The sequence below is a fragment of the Streptomyces himastatinicus ATCC 53653 genome (assembly GCF_000158915.1).
Classification (GTDB): Bacteria; Actinomycetota; Actinomycetes; order Streptomycetales; family Streptomycetaceae; genus Streptomyces; species Streptomyces himastatinicus.
Map to the genome: position 1 here is coordinate 2,919,030 of NZ_GG657754.1, position 20,225 is coordinate 2,939,254.

Below are 20,225 nucleotides of genomic sequence, written 5' to 3' on the forward strand. Positions count from 1 at the left end.
CGCCGGGTGCTGGGCGCCGGGGTCGCCGGACGGCGTCCACCACACGCCCGCCGCCTCGTCCTCCGCCGGATGCGCGGCGACGGCCAGCCGGCCGCTGGAGGCGTCACGGTGCGCCAGGACGACGCAGTCGTGGCCGTCCACCGGGGCGCGCAGCGCCGCGACCGGGCCGGTGCCCGACGCCCCGCCCAGCGGCGCCGGGGCGGGTGCCTCCGGCCGCCAGGCCAGGATCTCCCCGCTGCCCGCGTCGCGCCAGTAGTGGGTGACGGTGCCGGGGCTGCTCTCCACCGCGGACGCCGAATCCGGGCGGGCGTCGGCGGGGACGTCCTCGCCCCGCTTCGGGGCGGCGCCGGGCGTGGGCTGGTACCAGCGCAGCGAGGCGCCCTTCCCGGCCGGTGCGAGCACTTCGAGGCGGCCGTCGGCGGTCACGGCCGCCGACAGTCCGTCCAGCACGTCCGTGCCCTTCCAGTCGGTCCAGCGCTCCCACGTCCCCTTCTTGGGGTCCTGCCGCCGCGCGCTCACCCCGCCCCCGGCGTTGCGGACGAAGACCCGGAGCGCGCCCGTGGAGTCCACCGCAGCGGCCGGTGGGCCGGTCCGCTGCGCCTTGGTGCGGTCCTTGGGGTGCGGGGTGCCCAGGGAGTGCCATGCGGTGAGCGCGCGGCCGGTCTGGAACTGGGTGGCGTGGACGAGGTCGACCTGTGGCCCGTCCTTGCCCTCCCTGCGCCGGAGTCCCACGAGATGGGCGTAGCCGTCGGCCCCCTGAGCCACCGTCAGCCGGACGAGCCCGGGCACCTCGATCAGCCAGGGGCCCGCCCAGTCCGGTCCGCCGGGACGCTCCTCGGTCCAGCGGGCGACACCCCCCGCCACCGGTGCGTAGGCCGTGAGCCTGCCGTCCTTGCCGCGGAGCAACCGCAACACCATGGCCCGCCGCCAACCTTCCCGCGTCGATCTTCCTGATCCCCCTCGCCCATAGTATTTTGCCTGGTCTATGAGTGGTCTCGTCGGGCTTGTCGTCGTGGACGCAGCGAACGTGGTCGGCTCGGTACCGGACGGCTGGTGGCGCGACCGGCACGGGGCCGCCGAGCGGCTGCGCGACCGGCTCGGCGCGGTCGCGGTGAGCGGCGTCCCCGAGCGCGCGGACGTCCCCGAGTGGGCCCGTCAACCGCCCCTGGACATCGTCCTGGTGGTGGAGGGCGCGGCGCGCGGGGTGGAGCCGGTGGAGGGCGTACGGGTGGAGGCCGCGCCGGGGAGCGCGGACGACCTGATCGTGGATCTGGTGGCCGCGCGCGAACCCGGGCGGCCCTGTCTGGTCGTCACGGCCGACCGGGAGCTGCGGGAGCGGGTGACGGCGCTGGGCGCGGAGGTCGTGGGCCCCCGCGCCGTACGGGGGTAGACACGGCGTCAGAGACGCACACCGTCAGCTGCGCGTGCCCACCTCGGTCACCCGGCTGTGCCTGCGCCCGTAGAGGACGTAGATGACGACGCCCAGCACCATCCACACCGCGAACCGCAGCCAGGTCTCCGCGGGCAGATTGAGCATCAGCCACACCGACGCCGCCACGGACGCGGCCGGAAGCACCGGCACCCACGGCGCGCGGAAGGCGCGCGGCAGGTCGGGGCGGGTGCGGCGGAGGACGACGACGCCGAGCGCGACGACGACGAACGCGAAGAGGGTGCCGATGTTCACCAGGGCCGCCAGTTCCGAGATGCTGGTGAACCCGGCGACCACAGCGATCAGGACGCCCAGCAGGACCGTCGAGCGGTACGGGGTGCCGAACCGCGGATGCACCTTGGCGAAGACCCGGGGCAGCAGCCCGTCCCGGCTCATCGCGAAGAAGACCCTGGTCTGGCCGAGCAGCAGGATCATGCACACGGTGGTGAGCCCGATCGCCGCGCCGAAGCTGATGAGGCCCGCGTAGAAGGGCTGTCCGACCGCCTTGAAGGCGTCGGCGAGCGGGGCGTCGACCGACAGCTCGGAGTACTTCTGCATGCCGGTGACCACGATGGACACCGCGACGTAGAGCGCGGTGCAGATGAAGAGCGAGCCGAGGATGCCGCGCGGCATGTCGTGCTGCGGGTTCCTGGTCTCCTCCGCCGCGGTGGCCACGACGTCGAAGCCGATGAAGGCGAAGAAGACCACGGCGGCCGCGGTGAAGATCCCGGCGACGCCGAAGGTCGTCGGCTGGTAACCGGCCATCAGCTGGATCAGCGGCGCCCTGAGCCCAGAGGCGGACACCGTCCCCTGGGCCTCGGGGATGAAGGGGCGGTAGTTGTCCGCGTCGATGAAGAAGGAGCCCGCGATGATGACGAGCAGCACGACCGTCACCTTCACCGCGACGACGACGGAGGTGACGCGCGCGGACAGCTTCATGCCCAGGACCAGGATCCCGGTCAGCACCAGCACCAGGAGGGCCGCGAGGATGTCGAAGGTGAAACCGCTCGCCACATCGGGGCCGGAGAGCACGTCGGGCAGCCGCCACCCGGCGTTGTCCAGGAGGGAGCGTACGTAGCCCGCCCAGCCGACCGCGACCACGGCGGTGCCGAGCGCGAACTCCAGGACCAGGTCCCAGCCGATGATCCAGGCGGGCAGCTCGCCGAGCGAGGCGTACGAGAAGGTGTACGCGGACCCGGCCACCGGCAGGGTCGAGGCGAACTCGGCGTAGCACAGCGCGGCCAGTGCGCACACCACGCCCGCGACCACGAAGGCCAGCGCGGTCGCGGGACCCGCCTGCTGCTTGGCGACGGCCCCGGTGAGCACGAAGATGCCGGTGCCGATGATGACGCCGACGCCGAAGACCGTGAGGTCCAGGGCGGACAGCGACCGGGTGAGGGCGTACTCGGGCTCCTCGGTGTCCTGGATGGACTGCTCGATCGACTTCGTCCGCAGATAGTCCGGCCGGGCCTTGCCCGCCTTGCCCCCGGGGCCGCTTCGGCCGCCGTCGCCGCCTGGTTCCTCATCGCTCACCGGTGACACCTCCACGCCAGCCCCTGCGCGTCATGGTTCTGCCAACCGCCCTGGAGCGCGGCGCGCACACTCGGCGGCCCCGCCGATTCACCCGATGGGGGCGGGCAGGCGGGACGGGGCTGGGCCGGTCGGAGCAGATGAGGGCCCCGGCCCGGACCGCGCGGGTCCGGGCCGGGGCCCTCGAAGCGAAGCCGTCAGTCGCGCACGGGCTCGGCGGTCGCCGGACGCGTCGCCACGCCCGCCTCCTCCGTACCGGCCGACTCCTCGTAGCGGCCACCGATCCGCGACACCAGGCCGGTGACCTGGCGGGCGATGTCCGGTGCGGTCAGCCCGATCTCGGACATGACCTCCTTGCGGGAGGCGTGCTCCAGGAAGCGCGGCGGGATGCCGAAGTCGCGCACCGGCATGTCGACGCCGGTGTCGCGCAACGCCTGGGCGATGGCGGAGCCCACTCCGCCGACCCGGCTGTTGTCCTCGACGGTGATGACGACGCGGTGGCGCTCGGCGAGCGCGGGAAGCTCCTCGTCCACCGGCTTGACCCAGCGCGGGTCGACCACGGTGGCCGAAATGCCCTGCTTGTCCAGGAGGTCCGCGATCTCCAGGCACATCGGCGCCAGCGCGCCGACCGAGACGAGCAGCACATCGGGGTGGTCCGCCGCGCTCGCCGCGGGCTCGCGCAGCACGTCCATGCCGCCGATCCGGCCGACGGCGGCGACCTCCGGGCCGACCGCGCCCTTGGAGTACCGCACCACGGTCGGGGCGTCGTCCACCTCGACGGCCTCCCGCAGCTGGGCACGGACCTGGCCCGCGTCGCGCGGGGCGGCGATCCGCAGCCCGGGGACGACCTGGAGGAGCGACATGTCCCACATGCCGTTGTGCGACGGCCCGTCCGAACCGGTGATCCCGGCGCGGTCCAGGACGAAGGTGACCCCGCACTTGTGCAGCGCCACATCCATCAGCACCTGGTCGAAGGCGCGGTTGAGGAACGTGGCGTAGACCGCGAAGACCGGGTGCAGGCCGCCGGTGGCCAGCCCCGCCGCGGAGACGGCGCCGTGCTGCTCGGCGATGCCCACGTCGTAGACCCGCTCGGGGAACCGCTTCGCGAACTCGGTGAGGCCCACCGGGTGCAGCATCGCCGCCGTGATCGCGACGATGTCCTCCCGCTCCTCGCCGAGCTTGACCATCTCCTCGCCGAAGACCGAGGTCCAGTCCGCGCCGCCCGCCGAGATCGGCAGCCCGGTGTCGGGGTGGATCGGGCCGATGCCGTGGAAGCGGTCGGTCTCGTCCTGCTCGGCCGGGGTGTAGCCGCGGCCCTTCTCGGTGAGGCAGTGCACGATGACCGGGCCGCCGAAACGCTTCGCCCGCTGGAACGCGGACTCCAGCGCCTCGATGTCATGGCCGTCGATCGGGCCGACGTACTTCAGCCCCAGGTCCTCGAACATGCCCTGCGGGGCGATGAAGTCCTTCAGCCCCTTCTTCGCGCCGTGCAGCGTCTCGTACAGCGGGCGGCCGACGACCGGGGTGCGCTCCAGCAGGTCCTTGCCGCGGGCCAGGAAGCGCTCGTAGCCGTCGGTGGTGCGCAGGGTGGCGAGGTGGTTCGCGAGACCACCGATGGTCGGCGAGTACGACCACTCGTTGTCGTTCACGACGATGACGAGCGGGCGGTTCTTCGCGGCGGCGATGTTGTTCAGCGCCTCCCAGGCCATCCCGCCGGTCAGCGCGCCGTCGCCGATGACCGCGACCACGTGGTCCTGCTTGCCCTGGATCTCGTTCGCCTTGGCGATGCCCTCGGCCCAGCCGAGGACGGCGGAGGCGTGGCTGTTCTCGATGACGTCGTGCTCCGACTCGGCGCGCGACGGGTAACCCGACAGCCCGCCCTTCTTCTTGAGCCGCGAGAAGTCCTGGCGCCCGGTGAGCAGCTTGTGGACGTAGGACTGGTGCCCGGTGTCCAGGAGCACCTTGTCCCTCGGCGACTCGAAGACCCGGTGCAGGGCGATGGTCAGCTCGACCACGCCCAGGTTGGGTCCGAGGTGCCCGCCGGTCTTGGACACGGCGTCGACGAGAAAGGTGCGGATCTCCGCGGCCAGCTGGTTCAGCTGCTCCGGGGCGAGCCGGTCCAGATCGCGCGGTCCCCTGATGCCGGTCAGCAGCACCCGTGCCTCCTTGCTGTCGAGCGTCTCCGTCGAGCCTTGCCAGTAGCCCCCGAGAGTCTAATGCTGCCCTACGGGAGGGCCCGGTTCGCCTCCGGGGCGGTCGAGGGGTGTCGATATGAACCCCCGGCCCCGAAGACGTACCCGAAGCGGAGGAGGTTCCTCACCCACGCCCCGCGGAGCGCTGTGTTCTGCGCGACACCGAGTCGATCACCACGGCGGCCAGCAGCACCGCGCCGGTGATCATGTACTGCACGGAGTTCGCGACGCCCAGCAGGTTCATCCCCGACGAGATCGACCCGATGACCAGCATGCCGAGCATCGCCGACCACACCGAGCCGCGTCCGCCGAAGAGGCTGGTGCCGCCAATGACCGCGGCCGCGATGGCCTCCATGAGCAGGTTGCCGGTACCGGCCTGCTGGCTCGCGGAACCGATCCGGGACGCGATCATGAGACCGCCGAACGCGGCCATGAGCCCGGATATCGCGAACACCGAGATCCGTACGGCGACCACGTTGATGCCCGCGCGGCGGGCCGCCTCGACGCTGCCGCCCAGCGCGATCACCTTGCGTCCGTACGGGGTGCGGCGCACCACGAAGTCGAGGGTGACCAGTACCGCCACGAAGATCACCAGGGCGAGCGGCAGGCCCATGTACTCGTTGAGCCGCCAGGCCACCGCGTAGACGATCACCGCGAGCACGGCGGTGCGCACCAGGATCTCGCTCAGCGGCCGCGAGGGTATGCCGACCGCCTTGCGGCGCCGGCTGTCCAGGAACTGGGCGAGGAAGAACCCGGCCACCGCGACCGTCGCCGCGCCGTAGGCGGCGATGAGCTGGCTGAAGTAGTGATCGGTGAGCATGCGCACAAAGCTGTCGTCGTCGATGCCGAGGGTGCCGGTGGTGCCGAGCACCTGGAGCATCAGCCCGTTCCAGGCCAGCAGACCGGCGAGGGTGACGACGAACGCCGGGACGCCGATCCTGGCGAAGAAGAAGCCGTGTACGGCGCCCAGCGCCGCGCCGACGGCCAGCGCCGCGATCACGGCGACGCCCTCGGGCACGCCTTCGCGCACGTTGAGCACCGCGAGGGTGGCCGCGGCCAGACCGCTGACGGAGCCGACCGACAGATCGATCTCGCCGAGCAGCAGCACGAAGACGATCCCGACCGAGATCATGCCGGTGCCGCCGATGAGGATCGACAGGTCGGAGAGGTTCTTGGGCGAGAGGAAGGCGCTGTCCTTCCACTGGAAGACCGCCCAGATCACGGCGATGCCGACGATCACCGGGACCGCGCCCAGGTCGCCGCTGCGCATCTTGCGGACGAACTCGTTGAGGTAGCCCTTGAAGCCCTCCTGGCGCACCAGCAGCCGCGGATCGACCACGGTGACGGCGTCCTTGGCCACCGGACCGGCGTCGGCCGGTCCGGCCGGGGCCTTGTTGCTGCCGCCGCCCCCGCCGGTCCCCTCCCCGCCATGGGCGTCATTGGTCTTGTCGAGACGGGTGCTCACTTGGCGGCCTCCCCGCTGCGCGCCTTGCGGCGGGTCACGGCGTTGTCCGTGGCGCCGGTGATGGCGGAAATGATCTCTTCTTGAGAGGTGGTGCGGACGTCGAAGATGCCGTTGTTACGGCCCAGCCGCAGCACCGCGACCCGGTCCGCGACCGCCTTGACGTCGGCCATGTTGTGGCTGATGAGGATCACGGCGAGACCGCGCTCGCGCAGCCGCTCGACCAGGTCCAGGACCTGCGCGGTCTGCTCGACACCGAGGGCGGCGGTCGGCTCGTCCAGGATGACCAGCTTGGGCTCGCCCAGCATCGACCGGGCGATGGCGACGGTCTGCCGCTGGCCGCCGGAGAGCGAGGCGATCGGGATGCGCACGCTGGGGATGCGGATCGACAGGGTGCTCAGCAGTTCGCGGGCGCGGCGCTCCATCTCGACCTCGTCCAGCACCCCGGCGCGCAGGATCTCGCGGCCGAGGAAGAGATTGCCGACGACGTCGATGTTGTCGCACAGGGCGAGGTCCTGGTACACCGTCGCGATGCCCAGGTCCTGGGCGTCGTGCGGGCGGGCGATCTCGACGGGCTTGCCCTGCCATGCGAGGACGCCCTCGTCGGCGGGGCCGACTCCGGCGATCGCCTTGACGAGGGTCGACTTCCCGGCGCCGTTGTCGCCCACCAGGGCGACCACTTCACCGGCGCGGACCTCCAGGTGGATGTCGGTGAGCGCCTGGACGGCGCCGAACCGCTTGGAGATCCCGCGCAACGCCAACACGGGTTCGTTTGGCACGATGGCCGTCTCCGTTCCGGGCAGGGGGCGTCCCCTGCTGTGTGACGGAGGGGAGAGAGCTCTCCCCTCGGGGGGTGTGAGAGGGGTCGGCGGGCGGGCCGCCGGCGAAAGTCACGGCGGCCCGCTCCGGTCCGGCAGGACCTACTTGAGCCCGGCCTTGTCGCAGGCGGCCTTCAGCTTCGCCGTGCAGATCTGGCTAACCGTGTACAGACCGTCCTTGACGACGGTGCTCTTGATCTTGTCCTTGGTCAGCGAGACCGGGGGGATGAGCGTGGCCGGGATGTCCTTGGTGGTCGGACTGTCGACCGTGCTGGTCCCGTCGACCTTCTCACCGCGGCCGAGGGCGATGGCCATCTTCGCGGCCGCGGTCGCCTCCTCCACGTAGGACTTGTAGACGCTCATGTACTGCTCGCCGCTCACCACCCGCTGCACACCGGCGAGTTCGGCGTCCTGGCCGGTTACCGGGGGCAGCGGCTTGACGCCACCGCTCTTGAGCGCGGTGATCGCGCCGCCCGCCATGCTGTCGTTGGCGGAGTAGACGCCGATGATGTTGCTCTTGCCGACGGAGGAAATGGCGCCCGTCATGGCCTTGTTGGCCTCCTCGGCCAGCCAGCGGTCGATGTCGTACGACTTGGCGATGTCCACCTTGCCCTTGAGGACCGAGAGCGCGCCCTTCTTGAACATGGCGGCGTTGGGGTCGGCCTCCCAGCCGTTGAGCATGACGACCTTGCCGTCCTTGGCCTTCTTCCCCAGGGCCTCCAGCAGCGCCTTGCCCTGGACCTTGCCGACCGTCTCGTTGTCGAAGGACGTGTACGCGGACACCGGGCCCTCGGCGAGCCGGTCGTAGGCGACGACCGGGATATGCGCCTCGGCGGCCTTCTTGACCGAACCGGAAATGGACTTGGAGTCCACCGAGTCCAGAATGATGACGTCGACCTTTTTGGTGATCATGGAGTCGACCTGCTGCTGCTGCACCGCGGGGTCCGACTTGGCGTTGACGTAGTGAATCTCGCAGTCGGCGCAGTCGGCCAGGATCTTCTTCTTGATCAGAGGCCGGTCGAAGTTCTCGTATCTCGCCGTCTGGTCCTCGGGCAGGAGGAGCCCGATGTTCAGCGGTCCCGACTTCTTCTTCTTTTCGCCCTTGTCATCGGCTTCCTTCGCCGAACCACAGGCGGCGAGCGAGGCGGCCATCGATACGACGGCGGTGGCAATGGCGACGCGACGCATCGTTGCGTTCATAACGGGGGTGACCTCCCTGACGAGGCCGCGTCATTGCGGCCGAGGTGGCGTGAAGTCAACTCCGGCCCCGTCATGGCGTCAAGAAGTAAATCCTTAACGAGATGGCAACGGTGCCATTCGTTATCTGAGTGAACACAGCCCGGAGTTGCCCGAACGGGCATGGAAAATGCCCCCGAGGACGCGGCAAAGCTCCTCGGGGGCAGGAAGAATGGCAGGCAGTCAGGGCGTGCGGCGGTGGCTCAGGCGAGCGCCGGGGTGCCCGCCGGTGGGCTCAGGCGAGCGCCGGAGTGCCCGCCGACAGCGCACCCTCCAGCAGCGTCGAGTCGCCCATCTCGCTCAGCACCAGCGCGAGGGCGCCCAGCACCTCGGCCCGGCCGCCGAGCGCCCCGGGCATCACGGCCAGCTGACGGGCGGCGCTCGGAATGGCGTACCGCGCGACCGACTCGCGGATCGGGCCGAGCACCAGCTCCCCCGCCTCGGCGAGGTGGCCGCCGAGCACCATGCGGCTGGGGTTGATCAGGTTGCACAGGTTCGCCACGCCGCTGCCGATGTGGCGGCCGACGTCCGCGATCACCCGGCGGCAGCCGGGGTCGCCGTCCCGGGCGAGCTGCACCATGCGCTCGATGGTGAGGTCCGCGCCATGGGCGGAGTGCAGCAGCGGCAGGACGTAACGGGCCGCGGCGAAGGTCTCCAGACAGCCGCGGTTGCCGCAGCGGCACACCGGGCCCGACTCATCCAGGGTGATGTGGCCGATCTCGCCCGCCGTGCCGCCCGGGCCGCGGTAGATCTGGCCGCTGATCACCAGCCCCGCGCCGACACCGTCGGCGACCTTGATGTACGCGAGGTCGGCGACCCCGCGCCCGGAGCCCCAGACCAGCTCGCCGAGCGCGCCGAGGTTGGCGTCGTTGTCCACGTGGACCGGCACGCCGAGGCGCTGGGCGAGGTCGTCGCGCGGGTTGGTGCCCGCCCAGCCCGGCAGGATCGCGGTCGAGCCGAGCGTGCCGGTCTCCACGTCTATCGGGGCCGGGACGCCGAGGCCGACGCCGACGACCTTGTCCTGGCTCAGGCCGGTACCCGCGATCAGTCTGCTGACCAGCTGCTCCGCCCGGTCCAGGCCCTGCGCGGAGGAGGCGTCCACATCCAGCGGCTCCGCCTCCTCGGCCAGCACCTGGTGGGCCAGGTTGCCGACCGCGACCCTGAGGTGCGTATGGCCGAAATCCACGCCCACGACGATGCCCGCGTCCCCGCTGAGCGAGACGCTGCGGGCCCGGCGGCCGCCCGCCGAGGTGGGCGTGACCTCGACCGTTCCGCCGTCCTTCAGCTCGCGCACGATGTTGGAGACGGTGGCTGCGGACAGCCCGGTGGACCGGGCGATCTCCGCCTGGGTCAGCGAGCCCGCCATGCGCACCGCACGGACCACCCGCTCGAGATTGGCCCGGTGCAGCGACGACTGCGATCCCGGAGTCTCCACGCCCATCCACTCCCGCCTTGTCTCCAACATGTGAACTCTAAGCTGAGCGGCCTCGCTCGTGCCACGTCAAGCCCTTGACGCGACATTCGTTTCGTTCACATAAAGGGCACTATGCGGGGCCCTACGCGGGGTTCTACTTGAGCGCTCCGGCGGTCAGTCCGGTCTGGACCTGGCGCTGGAAGACGATGTACGCCGCGAGCACCGGAAGCATCGCCAGCACCAGCCCGGCGAACAGCGCCGACCAGTCCCCCTTGTATTGCTGGCTGGCCGCGAGCTGCACCAGCCCCTGGGTGAGCACCCGCTTGTCCTCGTCCGTGTTGAGCACGGTGGGCAGCATGTACTGGTTCCACTGGCCGAGGAAATTGAAGATGCCCACGCTGATCAGTCCGGGCTTCGCCATCGGCAGCATGACCTGGAAGAACGTCCGGGTGTGGGACGCGCCGTCGATCAGTGCCGCCTCCGCCACCGAGGTGGGCAGGGTCTTGAAGAAGGAGGTCAGGAAGAAGACCGTGAAGGGCAGCGAATAGGCGATATAGACCAGGATCAGCCCGTGGAAGGTGTTGAGCAGGCTCATGTTCTTCATGACGAAGAACAGCGGCACCAGCGCCAGGATGATGGGAAAGCTCATCCCGCCGACGAACATGAAGTAGACGACGCGCTTCCCGGGGAATTCGAACCGGGCCAGCACATACGCCGCCATCGCCCCCAGCAGCATCGTGCCGACCAGCGAACAGCCCACCACCAGAACGGTGTTGAAGAAGAAGTCGCCGATGTTGGACTTGCTCCAGGCGCGCGACCAGTTGTCGAAGTGCAGCGCCGAGGGCAGCCCCCAGGGCGAGGTGAAGATCTCCTTGTCGGTCTTGAGGGAGCTCATCACCGCCCACAGCAGCGGCATGGTGACGAGCAGCCCCCAGATCACCAGCATGCCGTGCGAGAAGACGTTGAGGACCTTGCCCTCGCTGCCGATCCGCCCCTCGGGGGTGAAGCGCGGCGGCCGCTTGGCGGCGGGGGCGGCGAGCGGCGGCTCGTCGTCCTTGGTGACGCCGGGGAGTTCCGAGGGCTCTGCTTGCGAGGTCACTGTGATCCCCCCAGGTCGGCGGTCGAGCGGTGGTGCGCGGTTACGGTCGCGGGCCCCGGCATCAGTACTCCAGCCGTTCGCGCCGGCCGAGCTTGCCCACGACGACCGCGAAGATCAGGGTGACGATCAGCATCGCGACGCCGATCGCGGTCGCGCGCCCGGCCTGCCCGTCGTGGAAGGTCTTGGTGTACACGTAGTAGCCGAGCACCTGGGTGGAGTCGGCGGGTCCGCCTGGCCCCACCGTCATGATCTGCACGACGGCGAACGCGTCGAGGGCGATGATGCCCATGTAGATCCAGCCGGTCTGGACCGTGTCCCACAGCAGCGGCAGGGTGATCCGGAAGAAGGTGTTCACGCGGTTGGCGCCGTCGAGCAGCGCGGCCTCGTAGAAGTCCCTGGGGATGGAGCTCATCCCGGCGGAGAAGAGGACGACGTAGAAGCCGACGTTGCTCCACACCATCACGACCATGAGGGACCACAGCGCGAAGTTCGGATCGGCCAGCCACTGCTGCTGGAGCCCGTCCAGGCCGATGCCGCCGAGGAAGGCATTGAGCGCGCCGTTGCGCGGGTTGTAGGTGAACTGGAACAGCAGGGCCACGATCGCGATCGACAGCACCTGCGGAAAGAAATAGATCACCTTGTAGACGCTCGACCCGCGCACGCCTGTGACGGCCGCGTTCTTCCTTCCGCGGCCGCCGACGTTGAGCATGAAGGAGAAGAAGAGTCCGAGACCGAGCGTCACCAGCGGCACGACCAGCAGCAGCAGAACATTGTGGCCGACCGCTTTCCAGAAGAGGTCGTCCTTCAGCAGCCAGTCGTAGTTCCTGAACCCGACCATCTTGAAGTCGGAACTCAGGCCGGTCCAGTCCGTGAACGAATAGTAGATGGCCTGGACGAACGGCGAGATCACGAAGATCGCGTAAAGGATCACCGGCAGGGCCAGGAAGCCCGCGATGAACCGGTACTTACCATGCTGCATTTCTACCGACCTCGGACTTCCCTCGCGGATAATGCCGCCGGTGACGCATCGAATCCCATCAGATGTGCCTCGGTCAGACGTGCTTGTACTTCTTGACGGCATCGTCCTTCGCCGTGGCGTCGGCGAACTTCTGGCACTTCTTCATCGCCTCGGCCGGAGTCATCCGGCCCGCCATCATCTCGCCCAGCACGCCCACGCCGATCTGCTGCTTCTGGAGCGTCACGTACCAGTCCTGGAGGCGCGGGTTGACGACGTTCTTGCCCGCCTTCTCCAGCACCTGCTGCGCGGACGACAGACCCGACGGCAGGGTCAGGCCCTCGGTGCCGCCGTTGAGCGAGGAGAGCGAGGAGACCTGCTGGACGAAGTTCTTGGTCGACTTCTCGCCGAGCATGATCCGCAGCAGCTCCATGCCGCCCTCGGGGTTCTTCGCCGACTTCGGCACGATGAAGGGCTCACCGCCGGAGGCCCAGAGGGTGCCGAACGGCATCTTGTCGCTCTTGTCGAGGCTGGACGGCGCGCCCACCGCCATCTGGAAGTCCTTCGGCGTGGTCTTCTTCGCCTCGTTCTCCACCCAGGAGCCGTTCGGGATGAACAGCGCCTTCCCCTCGTTCCAGGCGGTCTGCGACTCGATGTGGGTGAGCCCCGGGGTGCCCTTGAGGATGTAGCCCTTCTTGTACAGCTCGTAGTACGCCTCGAAGGCGGCCTTCACGGCAGGGTGCTTCCAGGCGTTCGGCTCCAGGTTGTCGATCGAGTCCAGGACGTCCCGGCCACCGATCTTGGCGATGAAGGGGTAGAGGCTGAACGGCAGGTAGTACGGGAACTTGCCCGGGTAGGTCCAGCCCGCGACACCCTTCTTCTTCGCCTTCTCGCAGACCTTGAGCATGTCGTCCCAGGTCTCGGGGTACTCCGCGTCGAGCTTGGCCAGATTGGTCTTGGAGTACCAGACGCCGTAGACGGTGTAGGCGTAGTAGAGGATCCACACCGGCTTGCCGTCGAACTGGCCCATCTCGACCACGCCGGGGCGCAGCGTCTCGCGCACCGTCTTCTTCGGGTCGTCCAGCGAGGGCGAGTCCAGCAGCGGGGTGAGGTCGGTCAGCTGGTTCTTGCTGACCAGGGTGCCGAAGTCCATCTGCTCGGCACCGGAGTTGTCGACCAGGTCCGGCGGGGTACCGCCATTGAACCGCGGCTGGAGCACGGTCTGGATCTTCTGCGTCGCGGCGTGCTTGATCTTGCCCTTGGTCTTCGGGTACGCCTTCGCGTACTCCGCCTCGGCGTCCTTGGCGTACTTCTGGCCGAAGCCGCCGTCGAAGATGACGACGTCGAGCGGCGCGCTCGCGTTGACGGCGAGCGGGTTCTTGGCGCTCTTCTCGCCCTTGTCGACCTTCTTGGTGTCGTCATCGCCGCCGCTGGCACAAGCGGAGAGCACACTCATCGCCGGCACGGTGATCAGCCCGAGGGCCGCCGACCGCTTGATCAGATCACGCCGTCCGAAATCTGGGGTGGATCCCATGCTCAAGTCCTCGCCTTCGTCAGGACTCAGGCGGTGTAACGGTTTCCCGTACATGCTCGCCTCCGGGCGAGGGGCCCGACACCGCGGGTCAGTTGAAGCGTGAAGCGGAATTGCTGGGTGTGCGCCGGGAGAGCTCAGAACCGCCGAGGCCGACTCGGCATGGCCGCGGCGCGGCCTCCCCCTGAGGCGACAGGTATAGTCCACTGGGCATCGAGAGGGCAAGATCGAATGGTCATCGGGTGGGCATCTTTCCCGAGTTGAGACCTGTCCGACATACCGTGGGGGCCCAGCCCGTACGGCACTCAGCCGTGCGTGCGCTCCTTGAGAGGCGGTCCTCGTGTCCCGGAAGCAGCTCCCCCTCGCCACCAGTGTTGTCGTGGCCGCGACACTCGCGCTCTCCGCGGGCTGCGGCACGGACAGAGGCGGCTCCCCGGCCGAGGACACCAAGGGCGGTGCCGCGATCGGCAAGGGCATGGCCCGGCTCCCGGTGGAACCGACGGAGGAGCCGACCGAAGACCCCACCGACGACCCCACGGACCCGCCCACCGGCGGCTCCGGGCTGATATCGGCGGACGCCAAGATGGGCACGTGCGGCTGGAGTACGGACGGCAAGCCGTACGCCAATGTGAAGATCAGCAACTCCAGCTCCTCCACGGCCTACTACTTCCTCCTCGTCGGGTTCGTGGACAGCTCCGAAGAGGTCGTGACCACGGGCACCGAGTCCGACGCCTCGGTGGCGGGGAACTCCGACAAGACCATCAAGGTCTCCGGCCTCCAGGCGGACTCCTCCAAGAAGGCGAAGAAGTGCCGTCTGTCGATGGCCACCAAGTCCAGCTCTCCCGGCTGATGGGTCGCGCCGATGGATCCTGCTGATGGATTATTGACCGGCCGTCATGGACAGGGGCCGCATCCCGGCGCGGGTGCGGCCCGCGTCGCGCGGTCGCCACTCCAAGATCACCCGCATGGAGTGATCACCCGCATGGCTTGTGCACGTCCGTCACCTTGACACCGCCCTCCCCGCAACGCCCTACTTATCCCTGCCCCACCCAATCGACAACGTTGTCAGACTCATTGAGAGGCTGAGTATGCGACAGAGACGGCTCAGACGCAGACCTCCATCAGGTCGAGCGGCCGCCCTGGTGGCGGCCGCTCTGCTGGTGGTGACCGCGCAGGGTGCGGCGAGCGCCGTTCCGCGCGGTCCCGGTGCGGCCGCGGACCGCACCACCGCCGAGTTCGCCTCGTCCTTCGAAGCGGACGATCCGCAGCCCGACTGGCGCAACACCGTCGAGACCACCCCTGGCGGCGGGAAGAAGGCCGACGGCGTCGACGGTGGCTACACCTCCGGCATCCCGGGGAACGTGACCGACAAGGTCACCGCCGTCCGGGCGAGCGGCGAGTACGCCGACGCGGGCGAGACCAAGGAGAACCTGGTCGACGGTGACGTCACCACCAAGTGGCTCGCGTTCGACCGGACCCCCTGGCTCGAATTCGACCTCTCCGAGCCCGTCGACGTCGTCCGTTACGCCCTGACCTCCGCCAACGACGCCCCGGAGCGCGACCCGGCCGACTGGACGCTCAAGGGCTCCGCCGACGGCTCCGACTGGACCACCCTGGACACCCGCAAGGATCAGGTCTTCGACAAGCCTCACCAGACCAGGGAGTTCTCGGTCGAGGGCGCCGCCGCCTACCGCCACTTACGCCTGGAGATCACGCGCAACAAGGGGGCGGACGCCACCCAGCTCGCCGAGACGCAGTTCGCCAACGTTGACACCACCCCGCCCGCCCCCGCCGACATGCGCAGCCTGGTCGACCGGGGCCCGTCCGGTTCCCCCACCGCCAAGGGGAACGCGGGCTTCACCGGCACCCACGCCCTGCGCTACGCGGGCACCCACAAGCCGGACGGCCGGGCGTACTCGTACAACAAGGTCTTCGACGTGAACACGGCCGTCACCCGCGACACCCTGCTCTCGTACCGGATCTTCCCGTCGATGGCCGAGACCGATCTGACCTACCCGGCCACCCACGTCTCCGTCGACCTCGCCTTCACCGACGGCACCTACCTCAGCGACCTCGCGGGCGCGGTGGACCAGCACGGCGCCCGGATGAGCCCCCAGGGGCAGGCGGCCTCCAAGACGCTGTACGTCAACCAGTGGAACCACAAGGAGTCCCGGATCGGGGCCGTCGCGGCGGGCAAGACGGTCGACCGGATCCTCGTCGCATACGACTCCCCCGAGGGCCCGGCGAAGTTCCGCGGCTGGGTGGACGACATCTCCGTCGCCCCCAAGGCGCCCGAGAAGCCCCTGAAGCACCTCTCCGACTACGCGCTGACCACCCGCGGCACCAACTCCAGCGGCAGCTTCTCGCGCGGCAACAACTTCCCCGCGACCGCCGTCCCGGGCGGCTTCAACTTCTGGACACCGGTGACCAACGCGGGCTCGACCGACTGGCTCTACCAGTACGCCCGCGTCAACAACGACGACAACCTCCCCACCATCCAGGCGTTCGGCGCGAGTCATGAGCCGAGCCCCTGGATGGGCGACCGGCAGACGTTCCAGGTGATGCCGTCCGCCGCGTCCGGCACCCCGGACGCCTCCCGCACCGCCCGCGCGCTCCCCTTCCGCCACGGGAAGGAGACCGCCCGGCCGTACGGCTACGGCGTGACGTTCGAGAACGGCCTCAAGGCCGAGATCGCGCCCACCGACCACGCGGCGGTCATGCGCTTCACCTATCCGGGTGAGGACGCGAGCGTCGTCTTCGACAACGTCAACAACGACGGCGGGCTCACCCTCGACCCCGAGCACGGCGTCGTCACCGGCTACTCCGACGTCAAGAGCGGAGGGTCCGCCGGCGCCACCCGGATGTTCGTCTACGGCGTCTTCGACGCACCCGTCAGCGCGAGCGGCCGACTGCCCGGAGGCGGCGGCAAGGACGTCACCGGCTACTTCCGCTTCAGCCCCGGCAAGGACCGCGCCGTCACGCTCAGGCTGGCCACCTCCCTCATCGGCGTCGACCAGGCAAAGACCAACCTGGAGCGCGAAATCCCCGCCTCGACGTCGTTCGAGCAGGTCGAGCGGCGTGCCCAGAGCGCCTGGGACGACATCCTGAGCCGTATCGAGGTCGAGGGAGCCAACCGCGACCAGCTCACCACGCTCTACTCCAGCCTCTACCGGCTGTACCTCTATCCCAATTCCGGTTTCGAGAACACCGGGACCGTGCGGAAGCCGCACTACCAGTACGCGAGCGCCTTCTCGCCCGCCGCCGGGGAGAACACTCCGACCCGTACCGGCGCGAAGATCGTCGACGGCAAGGTGTACGTCAACAACGGCTTCTGGGACACCTACCGCACCACCTGGCCCGCCTACTCCCTGCTGACCCCGAAGCGCGCGGGGACGATGGTCGACGGCTTCGTCCAGCAGTACAAGGACGGCGGCTGGATCTCCCGCTGGTCCTCCCCCGGCTACGCCGACCTCATGACCGGCACCAGCTCGGACGTGGCCTTCGCGGACGCGTACCTCAAGGGCGTCCGCTTCGACGCCGAGGCCGCGTACGAGGCGGCGCTGAAGAACGCCACGGTCGTCCCGCCTTCATCAGGTGTGGGGAGGAAAGGCATGGCCACCTCCCCCTTCCTCGGCTACACCAGCACCGAGACCCATGAGGGCCTGTCCTGGGCGCTGGAGGGCTACCTCAACGACTTCGGCCTGGCGAAGATGGGGCGGGCCCTGTACGGGAAGACCAAGAAGCCCCGCTACAAGGAAGAGTCCGACTACTTCCTGCACCGCGCCCAGAACTACGTCTCGCTCTTCGACGACAAGGCGGGCTTCTTCCAGGGCCGGGACCAGGCCGGGAAGTGGCGCGTCCCGTCCGAGAAGTACGACCCGCGGATCTGGGGCTACGACTACACCGAGACCAACGGCTGGGGCTACGCCTTCACCGCCCCGCAGGACAGCCGGGGCCTGGCCAACCTCTACGGGGGCCGTTCCGGACTCGCCGAGAAGCTCGACACCTACTTCTCCACCCCGGAGACCGCCTCCCCCGAGTTCAAGGGGTCGTACAGCGGCGTCATCCACGAGATGACCGAGGCCCGCGACGTCCGCATGGGCATGTACGGGCACAGCAACCAGGTCGCCCACCACGCGACGTACATGTACGACGCGGCCGGACAGCCCTGGAAGACCCAGGAGAAGGTCCGCGAGGTGCTCTCCCGCCTCTACACCGGCAGCGAGATAGGTCAGGGCTACCACGGCGACGAGGACAACGGCGAGCAGTCCGCGTGGTACCTCTTCAGCGCGCTCGGCTTCTACCCCCTGGTGATGGGCGGCTCCGAGTACGCGATCGGCTCGCCGCTGTTCACCAAGGCCACGGTGCACCTGGAGAACGGCCGCGACCTGGTCGTCAAGGCGCCGCGCAACAGCCGCTCCAACGTCTACGTCCAGGCCCTGAAGGTCAACGGCAAGCCGTGGAACTCCACCGCCCTGCCGCATTCAGTGCTCGCACGTGGCGGCACGCTGGAGTTCACGATGGGCGCCGAGCCCTCGAAGTGGGGCACGGGCGCGAAGGCGGCCCCGACCTCCATCACCCAGGACGACAAGGTGCCCACCCCGCGCCGCGATCTGACGGTGCCGAGCGGGGGTACGGCGCTGCTCGACGACACGTCGGGCACGGAGTCGACGTTCGAGTCGGCGACCCTACCGGTCGAGGATGCGGGCCGCGCGGTCCAATACACCCTCACCTCCGCCGACCACACCAAGGCCCCCACCGGCTGGGTCCTCGAAGGCTCGCCCGACGGCGAGAAGTGGCAGGCCCTGGACCAGCGCTCGGACGAGTCATGGTCCTGGGACAAGCAGACCCGCGTCTTCACGGTGCGGACGCCCGGTACGTACGAGCACTACCGCCTGGTGCCGGACGGCAAGGCCACCCTGGCCGAGGTCGAACTCCTCGGCTGAGCGGTCACGTTGTGGGTCGGGCCCGTTACACGCGGGCCCGGCCCGGCCGTTCTGTCCGGCTCCCAGCGACGGTGCGTGGCGAGTGGCAAAGCGCCATCGGACGTCGCGGCCCGGCCCCCTTCCGCGCCGTCTCGCGCCTGCGGCGCCTTGGAGCATGCGGCGGCCCCACCGGGAGCCAGTCCGCGCAGTCGCCGTCCGACGGGCCCGTCGCCCAGTTGAGGTGGATGGGAGACACCGAGTCGCTGTACGCACCACGAGCTGGTGTCCGCCATCCACCTCAACGCCACGACAGCCCGCCGGACGGCGACGGCGCGGGGCCCGGCCCGGGGCCCCGCCGCTGCTCCATGCGCCGCAGGCGCGAGACGAAGCCCGCGCCCGACAGCCGGTCTCAGGCCGCCTCGGCCCGCTCGAAGGCGGGCGCCGTGGGCGCCGCGAACCACACGATCCGCGCGGTGATCCCCTTCTCCCGCCCGAACCACCACGTCGCTCGTTCGGGTGAAGTGAGGCTGAGCCGGTGCCGCCCGTTGGCGGTGACCACGTGCGCGCTCCCGTCGTCGTACGCCAGCCCCCACGCGGCGATTTCGCCGTCCAGCGCGCCAGGTTCCACCTCGTACTGCACGGCGACGGCGAAGACGCGGGGCGCCTGGTCGAGTGCGAGGTCGCGGAGTTCTTGGTCGAAGTCGAAGGCAGCCATGGAAGTCTCCCGTCAGGAGGGGGAATTGGGCCGTGCACGTACGGTGACGCGATTCACACCGTAGCGAGTCACGCCTAAACCAACCGCGCGACGTCAGCGCCTGGGCACCGAACTCCGCAAGCTCCGTGAGCGCGCAGGGATGTCGGCCGCAACTGCGGCAAGTCTGCTCGGCGGCAACCAGACCCAGATCAGCAACATCGAGGCAGGCCGCCACGGAGTGAGCGCTGACCGTGTCCGGACCCTGGCTCGCCTCTACTCATGCGGGGACCAGGACTACATCGACGCACTCGCCGCCATGACCGGCACGCGCACGCGAGGGTGGTGGGAGGAGTACCGAGAGTTCCTGCCGATCGGACTGCTCGATCTGGCCGAGGTGGAGCACCACTCCACGTACGTACGCGTCGCCACCATGGTCCACATCCCAGGGTTGCTCCAGACCACTGCCCACGCGCGCGTGGTCTTCAACGCGGGGATCCCGCAACTCGCACCGTACGAGGTGGAGCACCGCGTCTCGCACCGCATCAAGCGGCAGGCGATCCTCCACGGAGACACCCCGACTCCACTGACGGCGATCATTCACGAAGCCGCTCTCCGCATGGGGTACGGCGGCTCCACCGTGGTCCGTGGACAGCTTCAGCACCTGATCGACATGGGCGAGCGGGACAACGTCACCGTCGTGGTGATTCCGTTCGGCGCCGGACCTCTTCCCGGCTCCGGCCAGTCAGTTGTTTACTTCGGAGGCCCCGTCCCGCAGCTCGACACCGTTGAACTCGATACCAGTCACGGTATCGAACTGGTCGACGCGGAGGCCCAATTGATCAATTACCGAAACGTGCTGGACCGTATGCAGGGGTATGCCCACAAGCCCGCAGCATCCAGGGACCTTATCCACCGCATCGCGCAGAGCAGCTAAGGGGAA

At 69.3% G+C, this 20,225-nt stretch carries 15 protein-coding genes; 4 read left to right on the plus strand and 11 right to left on the minus strand.

Annotation, left to right across the window (positions count from 1 at the left end):
- A partial coding sequence (locus SSOG_RS53475) for a PLL family lectin (protein ID WP_009714434.1) occupies positions 1 to 918 on the minus strand: 918 nt, incomplete at its 3' end.
- A 67-nt stretch (positions 919 to 985) separates the two neighbouring features.
- Here SSOG_RS53475 and SSOG_RS11740 point away from each other — a divergent pair.
- Positions 986 to 1,390 (plus strand): PIN domain-containing protein, encoded by a 405-nt coding sequence (locus SSOG_RS11740; protein ID WP_009714435.1) that lies wholly within the window; start codon positions 986 to 988, stop codon positions 1,388 to 1,390.
- Between the two features lie 24 nt (positions 1,391 to 1,414).
- Here the strand turns inward: SSOG_RS11740 and SSOG_RS11745 are convergent, their stop codons facing one another.
- From SSOG_RS11745 to ngcE, 9 genes are all read right to left on the minus strand, one after another.
- Positions 1,415 to 2,884: an amino acid permease gene (locus tag SSOG_RS11745; RefSeq protein ID WP_009714436.1), complete on the minus strand. Its 1,470-nt coding sequence runs from the start codon at positions 2,882 to 2,884 to the stop codon at positions 1,415 to 1,417.
- A gap of 272 nt (positions 2,885 to 3,156) precedes the next feature.
- The gene (gene dxs, locus SSOG_RS11750; protein WP_039937276.1) at positions 3,157 to 5,115 is read right to left on the minus strand and encodes a 1-deoxy-D-xylulose-5-phosphate synthase; all 1,959 of its coding nucleotides are present in this window, start codon (positions 5,113 to 5,115) and stop codon (positions 3,157 to 3,159) included.
- A gap of 160 nt (positions 5,116 to 5,275) precedes the next feature.
- Positions 5,276 to 6,616 (minus strand): sugar ABC transporter permease, encoded by a 1,341-nt coding sequence (locus SSOG_RS11755; RefSeq protein ID WP_009714438.1) that lies wholly within the window; start codon positions 6,614 to 6,616, stop codon positions 5,276 to 5,278.
- Entirely contained in the window at positions 6,613 to 7,392 is a 780-nt protein-coding gene (locus tag SSOG_RS11760; RefSeq protein WP_009714439.1) for an ATP-binding cassette domain-containing protein, read from the minus strand. Before SSOG_RS11760 ends, SSOG_RS11755 begins: the two co-directional genes overlap by 4 nt.
- A gap of 141 nt (positions 7,393 to 7,533) precedes the next feature.
- Positions 7,534 to 8,631 carry a substrate-binding domain-containing protein gene (locus SSOG_RS11765; RefSeq protein ID WP_009714440.1) on the minus strand — a complete coding sequence of 366 codons (1,098 nt, stop codon included), beginning with the start codon at positions 8,629 to 8,631 and terminating at the stop codon, positions 7,534 to 7,536.
- Between the two features lie 271 nt (positions 8,632 to 8,902).
- Positions 8,903 to 10,102 (minus strand): ROK family transcriptional regulator, encoded by a 1,200-nt coding sequence (locus SSOG_RS11770; protein WP_039940999.1) that lies wholly within the window; start codon positions 10,100 to 10,102, stop codon positions 8,903 to 8,905.
- 133 nt (positions 10,103 to 10,235) lie between these two features.
- Positions 10,236 to 11,180, minus strand: a complete 945-nt coding sequence (locus SSOG_RS11775; protein WP_009714442.1) for a carbohydrate ABC transporter permease — start codon at positions 11,178 to 11,180, stop codon at positions 10,236 to 10,238.
- A 61-nt stretch (positions 11,181 to 11,241) separates the two neighbouring features.
- Positions 11,242 to 12,159, minus strand: coding sequence for a carbohydrate ABC transporter permease (locus SSOG_RS11780; RefSeq protein WP_009714443.1), 918 nt, complete (start codon positions 12,157 to 12,159; stop codon positions 11,242 to 11,244).
- A 73-nt stretch (positions 12,160 to 12,232) separates the two neighbouring features.
- The gene (ngcE, locus tag SSOG_RS11785) at positions 12,233 to 13,669 is read right to left on the minus strand and encodes an N-acetylglucosamine/diacetylchitobiose ABC transporter substrate-binding protein (protein WP_039937279.1); all 1,437 of its coding nucleotides are present in this window, start codon (positions 13,667 to 13,669) and stop codon (positions 12,233 to 12,235) included.
- Positions 13,670 to 14,006: 337 nt separating this feature from the next.
- Here ngcE and SSOG_RS11790 point away from each other — a divergent pair, with 337 nt between their 5' ends.
- Positions 14,007 to 14,516 carry a hypothetical protein gene (locus SSOG_RS11790; protein WP_039937280.1) on the plus strand — a complete coding sequence of 170 codons (510 nt, stop codon included), beginning with the start codon at positions 14,007 to 14,009 and terminating at the stop codon, positions 14,514 to 14,516.
- 238 nt (positions 14,517 to 14,754) lie between these two features.
- Positions 14,755 to 18,612, plus strand: coding sequence for a GH92 family glycosyl hydrolase (locus SSOG_RS11795; protein WP_009714445.1), 3,858 nt, complete (start codon positions 14,755 to 14,757; stop codon positions 18,610 to 18,612).
- A gap of 388 nt (positions 18,613 to 19,000) precedes the next feature.
- Here the strand turns inward: SSOG_RS11795 and SSOG_RS11800 are convergent, their stop codons facing one another.
- On the minus strand, positions 19,001 to 19,306 hold the full coding sequence (locus SSOG_RS11800; RefSeq protein WP_009714446.1) for a hypothetical protein: 306 nt from the start codon (positions 19,304 to 19,306) through the stop codon (positions 19,001 to 19,003).
- Positions 19,307 to 19,406: 100 nt separating this feature from the next.
- Between SSOG_RS11800 and SSOG_RS11805 the strand changes: the two genes are divergently transcribed.
- Entirely contained in the window at positions 19,407 to 20,219 is an 813-nt protein-coding gene (locus tag SSOG_RS11805) for a helix-turn-helix domain-containing protein (protein WP_281048193.1), read from the plus strand.
- The last annotated feature ends 6 nt before the right edge of the window (positions 20,220 to 20,225 follow it).

Bases quoted from the DNA above. Each gene is read 5' to 3' on its own strand.
- SSOG_RS11795 (WP_009714445.1), top strand. From the start codon at position 14,755: ATGCGACAGAGACGGCTCAGACGCAGACCTCCATCAGGTCGAGCGGCC.
- SSOG_RS11765 (WP_009714440.1), bottom strand. From the start codon at position 8,631: ATGAACGCAACGATGCGTCGCGTCGCCATTGCCACCGCCGTCGTATCG.
- SSOG_RS11740 (WP_009714435.1), top strand. From the start codon at position 986: ATGAGTGGTCTCGTCGGGCTTGTCGTCGTGGACGCAGCGAACGTGGTC.
- ngcE (WP_039937279.1), bottom strand. From the start codon at position 13,669: ATGGGATCCACCCCAGATTTCGGACGGCGTGATCTGATCAAGCGGTCG.
- SSOG_RS11800 (WP_009714446.1), bottom strand. From the start codon at position 19,306: ATGGCTGCCTTCGACTTCGACCAAGAACTCCGCGACCTCGCACTCGAC.
- SSOG_RS11780 (WP_009714443.1), bottom strand. From the start codon at position 12,159: ATGCAGCATGGTAAGTACCGGTTCATCGCGGGCTTCCTGGCCCTGCCG.